This window comes from Vibrio sp. HENC-03 (genome assembly GCF_000305755.2).
Lineage (GTDB): Bacteria > Pseudomonadota > Gammaproteobacteria > Enterobacterales > Vibrionaceae > Vibrio > Vibrio owensii.
Genome location: NZ_JH976113.1, coordinates 1 through 18,440, shown reverse-complemented (window position 1 = coordinate 18,440; position 18,440 = coordinate 1). Strand labels below are relative to the sequence as shown.

The 18,440-nt window shown below is 45.7% G+C and carries 15 protein-coding genes; 6 read left to right on the top strand and 9 right to left on the bottom strand.

The genetic code is table 11. From position 1 onward, the window contains the following. Nucleotides 1-720: 720 nt before the first annotated feature. The 4 genes from VCHENC03_RS16780 to zntR all read right to left on the bottom strand — a co-directional run bounded on the left by VCHENC03_RS16780 (nt 721) and on the right by zntR (nt 7,248). Nucleotides 721-2,856 carry a lysine decarboxylase CadA gene (locus tag VCHENC03_RS16780; RefSeq protein WP_005451159.1) on the bottom strand — a complete coding sequence of 712 codons (2,136 nt, stop codon included), beginning with the start codon at nt 2,854-2,856 and terminating at the stop codon, nt 721-723. Between the two features lie 117 nt (nt 2,857-2,973). After that, a complete protein-coding gene (cadB, locus tag VCHENC03_RS16785; RefSeq protein WP_005434864.1) occupies nt 2,974-4,317 on the bottom strand; it encodes a cadaverine/lysine antiporter in 1,344 nt (447 codons plus the stop codon). Nucleotides 4,318-5,112: 795 nt separating this feature from the next. Then, complete coding sequence (cadC, locus tag VCHENC03_RS16790; RefSeq protein ID WP_009705474.1) at nt 5,113-6,684, bottom strand: lysine decarboxylation/transport transcriptional activator CadC; 1,572 nt, start codon at nt 6,682-6,684, stop codon at nt 5,113-5,115. Between the two features lie 165 nt (nt 6,685-6,849). Next, complete coding sequence (gene zntR, locus VCHENC03_RS16795) at nt 6,850-7,248, bottom strand: Zn(2+)-responsive transcriptional regulator (protein ID WP_009705473.1); 399 nt, start codon at nt 7,246-7,248, stop codon at nt 6,850-6,852. A 266-nt stretch (nt 7,249-7,514) separates the two neighbouring features. Between zntR and purH the strand changes: the two genes are divergently transcribed. Beyond that, nucleotides 7,515-9,107 (top strand): bifunctional phosphoribosylaminoimidazolecarboxamide formyltransferase/IMP cyclohydrolase, encoded by a 1,593-nt coding sequence (purH, locus tag VCHENC03_RS16800; protein WP_009705472.1) that lies wholly within the window; start codon nt 7,515-7,517, stop codon nt 9,105-9,107. A gap of 133 nt (nt 9,108-9,240) precedes the next feature. Beyond that, nucleotides 9,241-10,530 (top strand): phosphoribosylamine--glycine ligase, encoded by a 1,290-nt coding sequence (purD, locus tag VCHENC03_RS16805; protein ID WP_009705471.1) that lies wholly within the window; start codon nt 9,241-9,243, stop codon nt 10,528-10,530. Nucleotides 10,531-10,621: 91 nt separating this feature from the next. Here the strand turns inward: purD and VCHENC03_RS16810 are convergent, their stop codons facing one another. Both VCHENC03_RS16810 and hupA read right to left on the bottom strand, forming a co-directional pair. After that, complete coding sequence (locus VCHENC03_RS16810) at nt 10,622-11,320, bottom strand: DUF1481 domain-containing protein (RefSeq protein WP_009705470.1); 699 nt, start codon at nt 11,318-11,320, stop codon at nt 10,622-10,624. 39 nt (nt 11,321-11,359) lie between these two features. Next, nucleotides 11,360-11,632: a nucleoid-associated protein HU-alpha gene (hupA, locus tag VCHENC03_RS16815; RefSeq protein ID WP_005433627.1), complete on the bottom strand. Its 273-nt coding sequence runs from the start codon at nt 11,630-11,632 to the stop codon at nt 11,360-11,362. Nucleotides 11,633-11,885: 253 nt separating this feature from the next. Between hupA and VCHENC03_RS16820 the strand changes: the two genes are divergently transcribed. Further along, entirely contained in the window at nt 11,886-13,019 is a 1,134-nt protein-coding gene (locus VCHENC03_RS16820) for a CNNM domain-containing protein (RefSeq protein WP_005434876.1), read from the top strand. Nucleotides 13,020-13,099: 80 nt separating this feature from the next. Here VCHENC03_RS16820 and VCHENC03_RS16825 read toward each other — a convergent pair whose 3' ends face one another. Continuing rightward, on the bottom strand, nt 13,100-13,687 hold the full coding sequence (locus VCHENC03_RS16825) for a YjaG family protein (RefSeq protein WP_005434878.1): 588 nt from the start codon (nt 13,685-13,687) through the stop codon (nt 13,100-13,102). A 66-nt stretch (nt 13,688-13,753) separates the two neighbouring features. Between VCHENC03_RS16825 and VCHENC03_RS16830 the strand changes: the two genes are divergently transcribed. Beyond that, complete coding sequence (locus VCHENC03_RS16830; RefSeq protein ID WP_009705469.1) at nt 13,754-14,677, top strand: D-2-hydroxyacid dehydrogenase; 924 nt, start codon at nt 13,754-13,756, stop codon at nt 14,675-14,677. Between the two features lie 7 nt (nt 14,678-14,684). Beyond that, nucleotides 14,685-15,257, top strand: a complete 573-nt coding sequence (locus VCHENC03_RS16835; protein ID WP_009705468.1) for a uracil-DNA glycosylase family protein — start codon at nt 14,685-14,687, stop codon at nt 15,255-15,257. A gap of 220 nt (nt 15,258-15,477) precedes the next feature. Here the strand turns inward: VCHENC03_RS16835 and hemE are convergent, their stop codons facing one another. Continuing rightward, on the bottom strand, nt 15,478-16,545 hold the full coding sequence (gene hemE, locus VCHENC03_RS16840) for a uroporphyrinogen decarboxylase (RefSeq protein WP_005433634.1): 1,068 nt from the start codon (nt 16,543-16,545) through the stop codon (nt 15,478-15,480). Between the two features lie 262 nt (nt 16,546-16,807). After that, nucleotides 16,808-17,590: an NAD(+) diphosphatase gene (gene nudC / locus VCHENC03_RS16845; protein ID WP_009705467.1), complete on the bottom strand. Its 783-nt coding sequence runs from the start codon at nt 17,588-17,590 to the stop codon at nt 16,808-16,810. Nucleotides 17,591-17,768: 178 nt separating this feature from the next. Here nudC and VCHENC03_RS16850 point away from each other — a divergent pair, with 178 nt between their 5' ends. Then, entirely contained in the window at nt 17,769-18,260 is a 492-nt protein-coding gene (locus VCHENC03_RS16850) for an Rsd/AlgQ family anti-sigma factor (protein WP_005434886.1), read from the top strand. The last annotated feature ends 180 nt before the right edge of the window (nt 18,261-18,440 follow it).

Here is an 18,440-nt window from a genome sequence, read left to right as displayed (position 1 = left end):
ACCTAATTTGATACCGAAGTATCTAATTGGATTATCATCAACGAGTGCCCACACAGATTGATAGGTTCTTATTTTTAAAGAGCTTTTCTAACATTTTCAGCAACTTAGTTGCTCGTCGTTAGGGGTGCGTATCTTACTTCACACCGTGAGAGAGTCAAGCATTTTTTTCAAATTCTTTTTTCTCTCTTCCCGACTCGCTGTGTGACTTTCGTCTCACTCCGTGTCGGTGGATGCGCAGTATAGGGGGTTGAGAAATTAGCACAAGCGTTTTTTGCAAAAAAACTTTCAACCGAACAAATAACAAGCATTCTGCATAGATACTCAACGATCTTGTCTAATATTTCGGGTTGCAGAGGATCTTTTCATGATGAAACACCTGACTTCTGCATTAAAAGATCGCCTATTTCTTTGTGATTTCGGTTACTGATCTTATCTCTCTTGGTTCTTTTTTCTCTTTCTGCCTATATAAAGATGAAAAAAAAGAGCAGAACGATGACGAACTGCTCTTTTGGTCTTTGCTTTTTATTTGGGGTACTTCAGGTGAAGTCTTGGAAAAGTGTTTCTTCTATATATAGAAGAAAAGATCAGAGCATCCTTGCCCTTCTCTTTACGACAGATTAGTTAGGGGTATATCTAAATGTCGTTATTGTTCGATGACGCATTGAGCTCGTAAGAGTGGAGCATGCTTGCATTCCCAATGGCGTCATCTTCGAGAGGAACTTAGTTCTTCAATACTTTTACGGTGTAGCTACCATCTTTTTGTTGGTATAGACCGTGGATGTCGGTTTCGAAACCTGGGTAATGCGCACCGATCTCACAAAGCATCTCTAGGAAGTCCAGCACAGGGCGAGACTCTTGAGTCACCATTTCACCAGGAAGTACTAGTGGCACACCTGGAGGGTAAGGAAGGATCATGTTCGCACTTACGCGGCCAACCATTTCTTCCAGTTTGATTTCTTCTACGTTACCGCGAAGCTCTTCTTGCCATGCTGCGTGCGGTGTTACTTTCATTTCTGGAAGTACATCGAACGCTTTGTACATTAGCTCTGGTAGGTTGTATTTCTTAGTTAGGTCATGAATTGCTTGTGCTAGTTCTTGAACGCGCATGCCTTCATAGAAGCTTGGGTCTTCGTTGTATAACGAAGGTAGGAAGCTCTTGATGGTTAGGTTCAAGTCGTAGCCACGTTTAAATTCAGTTAGACCGCGTAGCAATTGCATTGCTTTTGATTTGTCGATACCGATTGAGAATAGGAACAACAAGTTGTATGGACCTGTTTTCTCTACCACGATGCCGCGCTCGTCTAGGAATTTAGCCACCAGCGAAGCAGGAATACCTGATTCTTCTAGTTCGCCTTCTTTATTCATCCCAGGAGTCAGTAGCGTTACTTTGATTGGATCAAGATACATGTGGTTGTCATCCATGTTCTTGAAGCCGTGCCATGTGTCGCTAGGGTCTAGTTTCCAACATTCCGTGGTATCGATGTTTTCTGGTTGCCATACATCGAAGAACCAGCTGTCGCTTTCTGCTTCTAGACGTTTGATCTCTTTACGGAAGCGGATTGCGCGATCGATAGAGTCTTGCATCAACTTCTTACCAGTGTTGCCGCGCATCATTGCCGCTGCAGTTTCAGTAGAAGCAACAATGCCGTACTGAGGTGAAGTTGAAGTGTGCATCATGAATGCTTCATTGAAAGATTCTTTATCAAAGTCACCTTTCACGTGAATCATTGAAGCTTGTGAGAACGCAGCCAACAGTTTGTGTGTTGATTGTGTTTCGTAGAACACTTTGCCTGGCATCGCTTCACCACTCATACCACATTTACCTTCGTAAATTGGGTTGAAGTTAGTGTAAGGCACCCAAGCACTGTCGAAGTGGATGTGTTTACAATCTAGCGACTCTTTGATGAATTGCGTGTTGTACAACAGACCATCGTAAGTTGAGTTAGTCACTACTGCGTAAGTTGGTGCTGTTGCACCTGGTGTTTTCGCTACTTTCTCTGCAATGACATCGCGGCTGAATTCGCTTTGTGGAATACCACCAAGGATGCCGTATGCGTTACGAGTTGGGCGGAAGTAGATTGGTGTCACGTCGCTCATCATCATTAGGTGAGTCAGAGATTTGTGACAGTTACGGTCAATCAGTACTGTGCTGCCAGCAGGTGCTGAGTACATACCAACGATTTTGTTCGATGTAGACGTACCGTTAGTTACGATGTACGAGCTGTCTGCATTGAATGTGCGTGCGATGTATTCTTCTGCATCTTTATGTGGACCTGAGTGGTCTAATAGAGAACCTAGCTCAGGCATTGAGATTGATACGTCCGCTTTGAATGTGTTTGGACCGTAAAAATCGTAGAAGATGCTACCAGCAGGGCTTTTCTGGAATGCAGTACCGCCCATGTGACCTGGAGTACAGAAGGTGTATTTACCTTCTTCTACGTATTTGAATAGCGCTTTAGTGAATGGAGGCATGATGGCATCTTTGTATGCCTCAGTCGCTTGGTTGATTTTGATAGCGATGTCGTCAGCCATACCTAAAGCGTACTCGAAGAAGCTCACGTTTAGACGTAGGTCTGTTAGTGAAATGTCTAGAGTAGACTGTTCGTTAGCAAATGCGTGAACAGGCAGTTTTTCGTTGATTTGGCTGATACGTTCACATAGCTCTAGTGAGTATTTATCCCAGTCGAACAGCACACCGCAAATGCGAGGGTTCATCTCAATCATTTTGATCAAGTCTTTATCATCTACTGGGTAAACCACTTCGTAGCCCGCTTTCTCAAGAGCAGCGTGAAGTTGACGAACTGGCTCTTCTTTAAAGAACACACCCATGTGGTTCAAGATAGCGAATATATTCATTTGGACATCTCCAAGGCGAATGAGGGCGCTCTTTGCCATTTACAGGCAATGAGTAAGGTGAGCGCCGCGTGAATTTGGGTTTTATGGGCTGGCACCTTAGTGCCAGCGTTTTGGGGATTAGTTGCTTGCTTGGGCAGGCATGTCGTCAGCGTGCATTTTCACGTACTGAGCAAGACCTGCTTTTTTGCTGTAGAACATCAAGATAACTAGAGACACGATGAAGGTTGCTGTTAGCGTACCGCCCTCTGCACCTGCTAGTGCGATGAAGCAGAACAGACAAGCCACACCAGAGAACAGCATTACGAAGCCATTGCGTGTTGTCATACCTTCGAAGCGAATCAAGTTAATGCTTGAGTAGAAGTAAGGCAGCATAGTTAGTAGAACTGCGTCAGTTGTTAGCTGGTTGAATAGGTCTGATGCGTGTGCTGTTTTAGAGCTGAAGAACATCAGTACAACCATCAGTGCAGTCATCTTGATTGACGCAAGGATTAGACCTTTCTTAGGCACACCGTTTTTGTCAGTTTCGCCGTAGATTTTAGGGAAGTTGCCGTCGTTTGCTGCGCGTTTACCTGCTTCACCTACTAGCATCATCCAAGAACCTAGCGAAGTGAAACATGCTAGCGCTGTGAATGCTGATACGAATGGTGCTGTCCAGCTACCGAATAGCTCAGTGGTTGCTAGTGCAAATGGCGCACCTGATGCCGCAACTTCTGACGCTGGGAACATGCCGCTGATCATTTGAGTTGATAGGATGTAAATCACACCTGCGATACCAGTACCCAACATAGTTGCTAGTGGTACAGTACGTTTAGGGTTTTCTACCATACCAGTCGATACCGCTGCTGATTCCACACCTACGAATGACCATAGGCAGATAAGAACCGCTGTTACTACCGCGTGGCTGTCAGTGCCTGCTGATACGTTCCAGTTTTGACTGTAAAGCGCAGTATCGAAGTGCGTCCAACCAAATGCAGCTGTACCAACAACTGGGATAAGGATAAGAACTAGACCAAGCGTACATAGACGGCTTACCCAGCTACCACCAAGTAGGTTGACGAAAGTGAAGATCCATACCGATGCAATCGTCGCAATACCTGCTGGGATTGGGTTATTAAGCACAGGGAAGAATACTGAAAGGTAAGAAACACCTGTAATGGCAATAGCCAGGTTACCAATCCAGTTCGCGTGGTAATAAAGAACGCCCGTTTGGAAACCAAATACCGGAGACACTTCGCCAGCATAAGCGATTGGACCACCTTCTTGTGGGTTTTTGGTTGCCAGACGAGCGTAAACGAACGCCAGACTCAGTGCACCGACCAAACAGATCAGCCAACTGAAGATTGAAACAGAGCCTACAGAGGCAAGACTAGAAGGTAATAGTGCAATACCACTACCCATCATGTTACCGGCTACGACACCCGTACAGGCAATAAGGCCGATTTTTTTCGCATTCGATGACATAACATCTCCAAATCTATTCTACTCGAGTCAACATGACTCAAACTGAATGGTTATTAGCGAGATGCTATGAGGAAGAACCTGCTCGACCTCGCTAAATTTCGAAGTGAAGACTACGCCCAAAAACTGGGAAAAAAATAAACTTGGGGTTATCAATAAAACAATTAGCCCATCGGTATAAAGTTGAGATAAACCTGATAAACTAAAAAACATAAAGCCAGCATATACAGTAACTTAAGATAAAAAACTAAAGCACTCATGTCGAAAAGCTAAAAACATCAACCTCAACAAATTTTCCATCAACCTTATCAACCGCTATCAACATCAAGCTAACCCTATGCTGATTACCCAAACTGTTGATACAGACTTTTCCTACCCTTATTGACCAATTGACTTACATCAAACTTCCCCTCCTCTTTTACTCAGTGATGCATAAGTACAAACGTTATTACGCATAAACAACTGCGTTGTCGTGACCGGTTTTAAATACGCAAGGCTAAGGCCGAAATCCAAAAGCTCGATATGAAGCGGCACTAAGACAGGAAGTAAAAAGTAAGAAGTAAGAAGTAGAATGCCAAGGTGGCGAGAATAGAGAATAGAGAATAGAGAATAGAGAATAGAGAATAGAGAATAGAGAATAGAGAATAGAGAATAGAGAATGGAAAGCCCTCTCCTCTTCTATAGCAAGCATTATTAGTAGAAATAGAGGTAAGAAGCACACACAAGAGGCAGATACAAAAAAGCCCCTCACCGAAATGAAGGGCTAAAAGATATCTTTACTTGTTAGATTGTGACTGCTTACAGCATACGAACCACGGAAGGGTGTACTGCGCGATACATAGCGTAATCAATCGCCTTCATGTTACTTGGAAAAACCAAGTTCTCGCACAATAAGTAAGTCTCTACGGATGTATCAATATAGAAGGCTTCGCTGTAGGACTCGCTTGCCCAATCCAAATCACCATCCAACTCGGCGTGCTTACCTCGAATCACGTAAGACAATACCGAATCACGAACGTCCAATGCTTGATTCAAATGTCGCTTAGCTAAATCAATGTCACCAGTGATCGTCTCATGCAGAGCTAATGCTTCATAAATACGTGGCTGAATAGGCCCTACCATCATCTTAGCGTTGGCTTCCAGCTTATCACTTAACTGCTGAACCCTGCTCTTTCTTAGTTCCAATGCAGGATCGAGTGCTTTTTGCACATGGTAAGCAATGAGCAGCTCCGATTGAACATAAGCATTATCTGGTTCAATCTCGAGGATTTTCTCCATCAAGTCGATGCCATGCTGGAATTGATTCGCATCCGATACGTTCAAGTAGTGGTTTGCTTCAACAAACAGCTCCAATGCGTCTGGGTTCATTGGCATACCCGCCACCAGCACTTTGGACTTCAGTTTTGCATCTGGCACTTTCAATACTCGCATCAAATCCAAAGACGCTTGTTGCATCACGGACTTTAAGTGGCTGTTAGTTAATGCGTACTGACGGCTAAACAGCACTTTCTCTGAAGAGTTGTTGCGGTATTCCACTTCAAGGAAGCTGCCACCATCATTTTCTTTGACACGCACGACCACAGATTTCCCCGGAACGATACCCGTGGTAAACGAAGCTTTCTTGAGCATGACACGATAGTCACTCACTTGAGCCACATCAGCCATCAACTTCTGCGCGAAGCCATCTGCTAAGTCATAACTTCGACCTTCTTTGCTGAAGTTATCTTGAAACTTGAACTCAATAAGGTGAGTATCAATGGCTTGCGTGATGCGCACTTCTGACTGCTTATAAGTAAACACCCCCATCACCACGACCAAAATACTGATCCAGATGAAGTTCATGAAACCCAATCGCCAAGGGCTGATTTTGTTTGGTTTACGCGGCGCTTTTTTCTCTTTCGACATCTCGCATACGGCGCGAGTTAAAGGTCCTGCAGGGAATGCGATAGCTGGTGCTGGCGCTTCTGGCAGCTCTTCTTCTGTCTCTTCAACAACAGGAGGAAGGATTTCGGCATCGCAATGACGACTTGCAAGGAATTCCTCGTGTGTCATTGGGGTCACATTCGCCACCAGCTTGTAACCACGCTTAGGCACAGTGATCACGTAGCTGATGTTTTCTTCTCGACCATCTCGCAGAAGTTTACGCAGTTCGAAGATCGACTGTGTTACGACTTGATCCGTCACAATCGCACCAGCCCAAACATATTGGATCAGCTCTTCGCGATTGAACACTTCACTGGCGTGCTCAGCAAGAAAATGCAGTAGGTTTATTAAGCGTGGCTCAACGGTAACTTCCCTGTCTTGTCGATACAGCTTATTTTCATCAACGCTCAAAACCCAGTCATTGATTTGAAAATAGACTCCAACCATGTATGAAAACTCTCGTATCTGATAGACAGCGTCGCTTTAGGAATAGAGGGGACTACACATTCTTACAGTCGACTAAAGCCGAGATTATAGGGGGGAAAACGGCTTGAACATAGAAAAGCAAGCCGCCAAAAATGCAAACTTAAATTAAATGACGCAAAAATGAGACTATTCAAGGGCTGCTAAGATAGAACAATGACTGGCATCGTCGTTGTTATGCCCACAACACGCGTCGTTTATCTTCTTTAAAGCAGTACGGATTTTGCTCAGTTCAGCAATCTTCTCATCAATTAAAGTTAACTTTGCAGAAGTGATGGCTTTTACCTCTGCACAACTGTGTTCTGTCGCCTCTAATTTGATCCCTAGCAGCTCTTTTATTTCTTCTAGGCTTAAGCCAAGCTCTTTCGCTTTTAGAATAAAGCGCACCAGCTTCTGGTTCTCTTCGTTATATAAGCGATAGCCCGATTCACTTCGCCCTGCGGGTGTTATTAACGCATTTTTCTCATAGAAACGGAGTGTATCGGCGGTCACACCACAACGTTTTGCCAGTTCACCAATCTGAAACATAACTTTCCTTATTAACTATCTCGTTACCTTTAAAGCTAAAAATCGAGTTTTTTGCAATTATTTTTGAGATGCCAAACGATTGCGCGAGCTTTTTTGTAATAAATTGGTTAGAATACGCGCCATCAAATAGTGGAGACTGTTTTCTAAGCATGAAAACGCCCGCAAAGGTCTTTACCAAAACTGGCCAATATTTTACCCCAAGAGGTGAAAACAAGTTCATTTTTGGCAAACATCTTTAACTCCGTGAATTTGAGGAAAATGGAAGCATGAATAACGCTCGTCCTATTCGCCGTGCGCTTATCAGCGTATCAGACAAAACAGGTATTGTTGAGTTTGCACAAGCTCTTGTTGAGCGCGGTGTCGATATCCTATCTACTGGTGGTACTGCTCGTCTACTTGCAGAGCAAGGCATCGCAGTAACTGAAGTCTCTGACTACACTGGTTTCCCAGAAATGATGGATGGTCGCGTTAAAACGCTTCACCCAAAAGTTCACGGTGGTGTGCTGGGTCGTCGTGGCCAAGACGATGACGTGATGGAAAAGCACGGCATCAACCCTATCGATATGGTTGTCGTTAACCTATACCCATTCGCAGAAACCGTTGCTAAAGAAGGCTGTACGCTTGCTGATGCGGTTGAGAACATCGACATCGGTGGTCCAACAATGGTTCGCTCTGCAGCGAAAAACCACAAAGACGTAACTATCGTGGTGAACGCTCACGACTACGACCGTGTTATCGCTGAAATGGACGCGAACGAGAAGTCTCTAACACTAGAAACTCGTTTCGACCTAGCCATCGCAGCATTCGAGCACACAGCATCTTACGACGGCATGATCGCAAACTACTTCGGCACTATGGTTCCATCTTACGGTGAGAACAAAGAAGGTGATGAAGAGTCTAAATTCCCACGTACTTTCAACCAGCAATTCGAGAAAAAGCAAGATATGCGCTACGGTGAGAACAGCCACCAAGCAGCCGCATTCTACGTTGAAGCCAACCCACAAGAAGCATCTGTTTCTACTGCTCGCCAAATCCAAGGTAAAGCCCTTTCTTACAACAACATCGCAGACACTGACGCAGCGCTTGAGTGTGTGAAAGAGTTCAACGAGCCAGCATGTGTGATCGTAAAACACGCGAACCCATGCGGTGTGGCTTTAGGTAAAGACATCCTAGAAGCATACAACCGCGCTTACCAAACTGACCCAACATCTGCATTCGGCGGCATCATTGCATTCAACCAAGAGCTAGATGCTGAAACAGCAGCCGCTATTGTTGAGCGTCAATTCGTTGAAGTCATCATCGCACCTTCTGTTTCTGCAGAAGCGATTGAAGTGGTTGCAGCGAAGAAGAACGTGCGTCTACTTGAGTGTGGCGAATGGACAACTAAGACAACTGGCTTTGACGTGAAACGCGTGAATGGCGGTTTACTGGTTCAAGACCGTGACCAAGGCATGGTAAGCCTAGACGACCTAAAAGTGGTTTCTAAGCGCCAGCCAACAGAAGAAGAGCTGAAAGATGCACTGTTCTGCTGGAAAGTAGCGAAATACGTGAAATCTAACGCAATCGTTTACTCGAAAGGCGACATGACTATCGGTGTAGGCGCTGGCCAAATGAGCCGCGTTTACTCTGCGAAAATCGCAGGTATCAAAGCTGCAGACGAAGGTCTACAGGTTGAAGGTTGTGTAATGGCATCAGATGCATTCTTCCCATTCCGTGACGGTATCGACGCGGCTGCAGAAGCAGGCATCAAGTGTGTTATCCAACCAGGTGGTTCGATGCGTGATGATGAAGTTATTGCAGCAGCAGACGAACACGGCATGGCGATGATCTTCACAGGTATGCGTCACTTCCGCCACTAGAAAGAAAAGATACGAGAGCGCTTCGCTACTGGAAACGGGAACGCTGCGCTCCGAGATGAGCAACACTCTCCTTTCGTGTTGCTCAGACATTTTCTAGTTCTACTACTATCAATTTTGATTGAAGGTTTAAAACATGAATGTACTTATCATTGGTTCAGGCGGTCGTGAACACGCACTAGGTTGGAAGGCGGCACAAAACCCAAATGTTGAGACTATCTTCGTGGCTCCAGGTAACGCAGGTACAGCACTAGAGCCTAAACTAGAGAACGTAAACATCGCAGTAGAAGACATCGCAGGTCTGGTTGCTTTTGCAAAAGAGAAAGCTATCGAGCTAACCATTGTTGGCCCTGAAGCTCCACTGGTTATCGGTGTGGTTGATGCTTTCCGCGAAGCAGGTTTGCCAATCTTCGGTCCTACACAAGCGGCTGCGCAGCTTGAGGGCTCTAAAGCGTTTACCAAAGACTTCCTTGCCCGTCACCAAATCCCAACGGGTGCCTACGCGAACTTCACTGAAATCGAGCCTGCTCTTGCTTACGTACGTGAACAAGGTGCGCCGATTGTAGTAAAAGCTGATGGCCTTGCTGCTGGTAAAGGCGTTATCGTAGCGATGACGCTAGAAGAAGCTGAAGACGCAATCAAAGACATGCTAGCAGGCAACGCATTTGGTGATGCTGGTAGTCGTGTCGTTATCGAAGAGTTCCTAGATGGTGAAGAAGCAAGCTTCATCGTGATGGTGGATGGTGAGAACGTTCTACCAATGGCCACCAGCCAAGACCACAAACGCGTAGGCGACAAAGATACTGGTCCTAACACCGGTGGCATGGGTGCATACTCTCCAGCTCCAGTGGTAACACAGGAAATCCATAACCGCATCATGGAAGAAGTGATTTACCCAACGGTACGTGGCATGGCTTCTGAAGGTAACCCTTACACTGGTTTCCTATACGCGGGTCTTATGATCGACAAAGATGGCACTCCGAAAGTAATCGAGTACAACTGCCGCTTCGGTGATCCTGAGACGCAACCTATCATGATGCGCATGGAATCGGATCTTGTTGATCTGTGCCTAGCGGCAATCGACGAGAAACTGGATCAAGCGGAATCGAAGTGGGATCCACGAGCATCGATTGGTATCGTGCTAGCAGCCGGTGGTTACCCAGCAGCGTACAACAAAGGCGACGTAATTTCGGGTCTGCCACAAGTTGAAATTGAAGGCGAAAAAGTCTTCCATGCTGGTACAGATAACAAAGACGGCGACATCGTGACAAACGGTGGTCGCGTTCTTTGTGCAACAGCACTTGGCAACAGCGTATCAGAAGCGCAGCAGCGTGCTTACGAGCTTGCAAAACAGATCAGTTGGAATGGCATGTTCCATCGCAACGATATCGGCTACCGTGCAATTGCACGTGAGCAAGAAAAATAAAAACAACTTCAGTTGGCTAAAACGACAAAAGGCGCATTCAGCGCCTTTTTTATTGTTCTTGTTCGAGAATCGAGACAGCTCGAAGCAATGTTTATTCGGAGATCAACTTCGGTCGCGGTACACAGTCAAAGTCATCATCATTAAGCATCAACAATTCATCCACCGTAGCGGTATTACGTGACTCTTTACCGATAAACGCTATGTAGCTGTCCACTGACGCCAATCTATCAATCACAAACTTAGGCAAGGTCTGGTTAAACTCCAGCGTCGCAAACTCACGACCTTTGCAGGTTTCGAAGGTTTCACCATCCCAATACCCTTGGATTAGGCTCTGGCCATCACGAGATTGTTTCTTGATAGACGTAACGACATCGTTCGCCTCTTGCTTGTAACGCTCTAATTGGTCACGTTGTAAAGGCAATACTTTTCCATTCACACGGTATTGCTGATAAATCGCGTCGCCATCTTTATTAAATCGAATGTGGATTTGAAAAGGCACCAATCCTTGTTTGGCATCGAGTTGCTCACCTTTTCGAATCAACTCTCTGAGCTCACCGTCATCCCAACGATAATCACTCTGATATGAACCGTAATCGCCCATCGTGACATAGTCTGCTGCCGTACTAACACGTGTTAGACGTTCAGTCATCCAATATAAACTGGTGGCATCACCCATGATTTTCCCGCCAGAGAAATGGGTAAATTGGTCTAGGTTTGGGGTTTCTACAGAAGAACAGCCAACAAGAGTAAGGCTTGATAGTAGGAGTGAAGTGAGTAGATGTTTTTTCATGAAATTGCACCGAGGCAGGATACCTCGGTGCATTTTAACTTAGTTTACTGATTCTTTCAGCGCTTTACCTGCTACGAATGCAGGTACGTTAGCTGCTGCGATTTGAATCTCGTCACCAGTCTTAGGGTTACGACCAGTACGTGCAGCGCGGTGGTTTACTTTGAATGTACCAAAACCAATTAGTTGAACTTGGTCACCCTCTTTAAGAGCGCCAGTAACACCCTCAAGAGTTGCTTCAAGAGCAGCTTTAGCTTGTGCTTTAGATAGGTCTGCTTTCTCTGCAATAAAGTCGATTAATTGGGTCTTGTTCATTAGGTTTCCCTTCTCATATGTTATCGAATTCATCTCACTCTAAAACATAAATGCCCCATCTGGCAAAGGTTTGTAAGCGATCTTTCGATTTTCTGACGCAGTTTTAGCCATAATATGAGTAATAACTCACAATTTGTTACTACTTGCACGAGAAAAGCTCTTGCTTTCTAATGCAATAAGACCGATTTATAAGGCACTTTTGCGGTTATAATCGCTTAAAATCCCGACTATCACATTACATTCAAGGGCAACTATGCTGCTGTTATCCATTTATATCTCTATTGCTATCGGCATTTCGTTTATCTGTTCGGTACTGGAGGCGGTACTTCTAAGTATCAGTCCGAGCTTCATTGCGCAGCTCAAACAACAGGGGCACCCGGCTTCTGCTCAGCTAGAAAAGCTAAAAGCAGACATCGACCGACCACTTGCTTCTATCTTGACGCTTAACACCATAGCTCACACCATCGGTGCGGCGACGGCTGGTGCACAAGCGGCAGTGGTATTTGGTAGCGAAGCGCTAGGTATCTTCTCTGCTGTACTGACACTAGCAATTCTTGTTCTATCAGAAATCGTACCTAAGACAATTGGTGCGACATACTGGCGCCAACTTGCACCAGCTGCAGCGGTTTCACTTCGCTGGATGGTGTGGGCACTAACACCATTCGTATGGTTCTCAGAACAAATCACAAAACGTCTTGCTCGTAACCACGAAGCACCAAAAATGCGTGATGAGTTGTCAGCAATGGCTATTCTGGCGAAAGAAAGCGGCGAGTTCGCAGAGGGTGAATCAAAAATCCTGAGTAACCTGCTAGGCATTCAAGACGTACCAGTAACGCAAGTCATGACACCGCGTCCGGTCGTATTCCGTGTAGACGCGACGATGACCATCAATGACTTCCTAGAGAAGCACAAGGAGACGCCTTTCTCTCGCCCACTGGTTTACAGCGAGCAGAAAGACAACATCATTGGTTTTGTGCACCGTCTAGAGCTGTTCAAGCTGCAACAATCAGGCAGCGGCCAAAAACAACTTGGTTCGGTCATGCGCCCTATCCAAGTGGTACTGAACAACACCGCTCTACCTAAAGTGTTCGACCAAATGATGACTCACCGCCTACAACTGGCGCTTGTGGTTGACGAATACGGCACGGTACAAGGCCTTGTGACGCTAGAAGACATCTTTGAGCACCTACTAGGTGAAGAGATCATCGATGAAGCGGATAAGAGCACAGACATGCAAGAACTGGCTTACCAACGTTGGGAAAGCTGGAAAGAAAAGCACGGCGTAATTGAAAGCCGCGATGACGATGAAGAAGAGGAACAACTGGAGAAACAGGACAAAGAGCCAGAAGCTCAAGAGCCAACCAAACCAGACTCTAAAGAATCGTAATCAGCCTTGGGCGTAACAGCTCAAACGCATAAATGAAAAAGGCATCCACCATGGATGCCTTTGTTTTATCTATTCAACAATTAAAGTGCAATGCCGATGTTGCTCACTGCTTCTTCGCGTAGCTCTTCACGCAAATCTTTAATCAGGCTGATGTCTCGCTCTACCGCTTCACGCAGTGGACGGAAGATAGCCCACTGAACATCCCACTCTTCACACACGGCTTCATTTTCTTTTTGATTGTCGTTTGTGATTGGCTCTGCGCCTTGTGCTTGTTCTAGGTCAGCAACGGTTTGTACCGACTGTTGGCTCACTTTAAGCATTGAATCGAAAAGGTAGTCGCGATCCAACAGACCATGCAGCAGTGTCGACAAGCTCTGACAAGCATCCATCGCTGGATAAACACCGTAAAAATCGAACTCATCTGCACTTGGGAACAACTCTTCTAACTTCTCTAATTGACGTTCGAAGTTAATTTTCGCGTTCTTAACCGTCAGAATTTCCCATACACTATCAAGAATCGCTCGGTAAGCACGTGGCTCAGCAAATTCTGTATTCTCACAAAACATCGCATAGTTTGGATACATGCGTTCACACAGGCACGCCATGAAGGTAATTTGTTGCCAAGGTTCTAGTTTTTCCAAACGAACCTGAAGAGGATTCTTAAGCATAGTCACTCAATCATTGAAGAAAAAATCAGCGAAAGTGTACTTGATTCATCACAGGGAAAAAAGTTAATGCAGCATCCAAATCAGATTTTCCTGCTCTCAGAGCATCGCGACACCTACGAAACGTTACTGGCGGAGAAAAATCTGCCCGATCTGGCCATCACAAACAAACCTCAAGATGCTCAGATCGTACTGGCGGATCCACCATTACTATCACAAAGGTTAGACGAGTTTTCACAGCTTGAGTGGGTGCAATCAACATTTGCAGGGGTGAATGCTCTGATGGTGCCGAATCTGCGCCGAGATTATACCCTGACTAATGTTCGCGGTATTTTTGGTCCATTGATTGCCGAGTACGTGATTGGCTACAGCATTGCTCATTTCCGTCACTTCATGCAATACCACCAGCAGCAACAGAGCAAGCAATGGCAGCCGCATCTTTATACCTCGCTACAAAGTAAAACCATGGTGATTCTGGGCACCGGCAGCATCGGCAGTCATTTGGGTAAAACGGCACAATTGATGGGCATGAAAGCCATAGGTATCAATCGTACTGGCATCCCCACTTCTGGCGGTGAATTCAATCAAACTTTTCATATCAATGAACTTGCCAGTGCCTTTCACCAAGCGGATATCGTGGTAAATACGCTGCCAAGCACGCCAGAGACGCAACGTTTGCTCAACAGTGAAGTGTTAAGCCATCTTAATCAGGCATTGCTATTTAATGTTGGAAGAGGCGATGTGATTGATGATGCGGGTCTGTTGCTCGCACTAAAAAATCGTTGGGTGGAACATGCTTTTCTCGATGTGTTTGAACAAGAGCCACTTTCACCGCAACATCCGTTTTGGAAACTTCCGCAAGTAACCATCACTCCTCACATCGCGGCGTTAAGTTTCCCTGAGCAAGTAATCGACATTTTTGCAGACAACTACTTGAGTTGGAGGGACGGCTTCTCTATTAACAACCAAGTCGATTTCGATAAAGGGTATTAACCGTTTTATGTCTCTAGAAACATTGCTAAAGCAAGTGCGAGCCTGCCAGATCTGCGCAGACGATTTACCTTTGGGCGCAAACCCTGTCGTGCAAGCTGCAAAAGACGCACGCATACTAATAATCGGACAAGCGCCGGGGACACGTGTGCACAAAACCTCGATACCTTGGAACGATCCAAGCGGCGATCGGTTACGCCAATGGCTCGATATCGACAAAGACACTTTCTACGACCCAAACAAAATCGCCATTGTCCCGATGGGCTTCTGCTACCCAGGCAAGGGGAACTCTGGCGATTTGCCTCCTCGCAAAGAGTGTGCGCCCGCTTGGCATAAACAGATTCTTGACCAGTTGCCCAATACAGAGCTGACTCTGCTGATTGGTCAGTACTCACAGCAGTACTACCTCACAAACAAACCAAAGACACTCACGCAAACCGTTCAGCAATGGCAGGATTGGGAACCGGACTTTATCCCGCTTCCTCACCCTTCTCCACGCAACACATTATGGCTAAAGAAGAATCCTTGGTTTGAATCTGACGTCGTGCCATACCTTAAAAAACGCGTTCATTCGATGCTTTAGGTTACCCATGATCTAATTGCTTTTTTATCTGTACAAGAAAATTAGCACACAAGAACCATGAACATAAGTCATTGTTTATAATAAACTTTAATATCTTGTGTGCAGCTTAAATAGCAATTAGATCATGGCAGACCAAATGCTACCAGAGCTGTACAGCCTTGATTTTCAGATAAAAAAATACCGGCACTGATTGCCGGTATTTGATTTCAAAAAGTCGAAGTTACTTGTGGTACGGCTTAGATAGCTCGTGTACCGCTTCCACAAATACACCCGCGTTTTCTGGCGGCACATCCAAATGGATACCGTGACCTAGGTTGAACACGTGACCAGTACCTGCATCACCAAAGCCTTCTAGAATACCCGCGACTTCTTCACGGATACGCTCTGGTGAAGCGTAAAGCATTGATGGGTCCATATTACCTTGTAGAGCCACTTTATCGCCGATACGCGCTTTTGCGTCAGCGATGTTGATAGTCCAGTCTAGGCCTACCGCATCACAGCCCGTTGCTGCGATTTGCTCAAGCCACATGCCACCGTTCTTAGTGAACAGCGTTACTGGTACGCGACGACCGTCGTTTTCACGAATCAGGCCATCTACAATCTTGTGCATGTATTGCAGTGAGAACAGGTTGTAGTCACGAGGAGTCAGTACACCGCCCCATGTATCAAAGACCATCACCGACTGTGCACCCGCTTTAATTTGCGCGTTTAGGTACTCGATAACGCTGTCTGCTAGCTTATCTAGAAGCAAGTGCAGAGTTTGCGGTTCTGCGTACATCATCTTCTTGATCTTAGTGAACGCTTTAGAGCTACCACCTTCAACCATGTAAGTCGCCAGTGTCCATGGGCTACCAGAGAAGCCAATCAGTGGAACGTCACCGTTCAAGTCTTTGCGGATTTGGCGCACTGCGTTCATTACGTATTGCAGCTCACCTTCTGGATCTGGCAGGCCGATCTTTTCTACGTCTGCTTTGCAAGTGATTGGCTTATCGAAAACCGGACCTTCACCCGCAGCAAAGCGAAGTTCTAAGCCCATTGCATCTGGGATAGTTAGGATGTCAGAGAACAAGATCGCTGCATCAAGAGGAAAACGGCGTAGTGGTTGAAGCGTTACTTCTGACGCCAACTCCGCGTTTTTACACAAAGACATGAAATCGCCCGCTTGCGCACGAGTTGCTTTGTATTCTGGTAGGTAACGACCTGCCTGACGCATCATCCATACTGGCGTGTAATCTACTGGCTCTTTTAGAAGGGCACGCAGATAACGATCATTTTTTAATTCAGTCATTCCGTAATTCCAATTGTTAGGCTTTCTTTGAAAGGGGGTATTCTATCACTGATTTAAAGCTAATAGCTGTGTGCTTTGCAACCTGGATCAAGTTATTAACTTTTAAATCAGTGCTTAATTTGCACCCAGTCGGTATCAGTGTTAAAAATTTGTTCGCTAGCGAAAACTACAATTATAAACTGAGTACCCGGTACTCAGCATCTCATAACGACATCTTACTTACCCCCTCCCTCTCGGAGGGTTTTTTTTATCTATTTTTCAGCTAATTAGATTCGATATCTTGTCGCGTTTGCTCGATAAGTGCTCGAGCAATTGTCCCTTCTGGTGCAACCGGCGGCATCTCGTCAATGCCAAACCATTGTGCATCGGACAGCTCGGTGTAATCAGGATTCAATTCACCAGACTCGTAATCCGCAAGAAATGCCATCATCATACTCGATGGAAAGGCCCATGGTTGGCTGCCAAAATAGCGAATATTTTTAACGTGTACGCCAGTTTCTTCGTGTATTTCACGAGCGACACATTCTTCTAGGGTTTCTCCCACTTCTAAAAAGCCCGCAATGACGGTGTACATGCCATTTCGATGACGAGGGTGCTGTGCCAACAAAATCTGGTTATCTTTGCGCACAGCGACAATGATGCACGGGAAAATACGCGGATAGTGCAAAGTTCGGCACTCACCACACTGCATCGCTAGCTGGTTGTTATTGAGAAAGTTTCGACCACCACACTGGGGGCAAAAGCGAAGGCTTTGTGTCATGTGCCCATATTGAATCGCTTTGCTGATCAGCAAGAAGAGAGCCTCAGGGAAATGCAGACAATCACGCAGAGACACCAGTTCTAAATCGTGGTCTAAATCCGACAGATTGATCCACATTACTGGGGCACCTTGGTATTCACCTATCTGCCTTGAGCTGCCCCCAGGCAGTGAGTACTGCTCTGCACTTCCGAAAGGAATAGCACCATCCACCAGCCAAACATCGCTTCCTGAAACAACACACCAATGGGCGTTTTTCGTACGGTTAACTTCACCTTTTCTTAACATTACAGCGTCCCTTTGCTTGAAGTTCATTCATTTTACTGGCAATCTAATTTCATACCAGAGTTTGTCGTTCGCCAATTTTGCAACTATAAATTCTAGTAAGGACAAGAGTTTGTAATCACTTTACTAACTTTGCTTTGCAAAGGATACGTTCGCCAATGGGCGATCAGATCATGAGGGCATGGTCATGCTAAAAAAATTCAAACAAACACAAGACCAATGGGGCGGCTCCAGTGACGTTATCGACCATTGGCTGGAAACGAGACAATCTCTGATTGTAGAATATTGTAAGCTTGCAGCACTGCAACCTTGTTCGAAATCCAATGTCATTGAACTCCCTTCTCCTGACGAACTTCAGCACTTCTGCCAACACCTTGTTGATTATATCTCTGAAGGTCACTTTAAAATCTACGATATGGTGATGGATAAGTGGAAAGCCACTGGCTTTGTCGCGACAGATGAAATAAACCAGACTTACGCGAAGATCGTCCTCACTACTGAGCCGTTGTTGAACTTTACCGACAAATACTCTGATGTTTCAGCCGAAGATGAGCTGGCTGATTTTGACGAAGATATGTCTTTGATTGGGGAAATCATTGAGACACGCTTCGCGGTAGAAGACCACTTGATTCAGTTGATTGCCGACAGTTTAGCGATGCCGCCTGGCGCATAGCGAGAAGCGAGAAGCGAGAAGCGAGAAGCGAGAAGCGAGAAGCGAGAAGCGAGAAGCGAGAAGCGAGAGAATTCTTGAGGGTTGGCGTGTGTACGTCAACCCTTTTTGTTTTTTGGGATTCGGGATTCGGGATTCGGGATTCGGGATTCGGGATTCGGGATTCGGGATTCGGGATTCGGG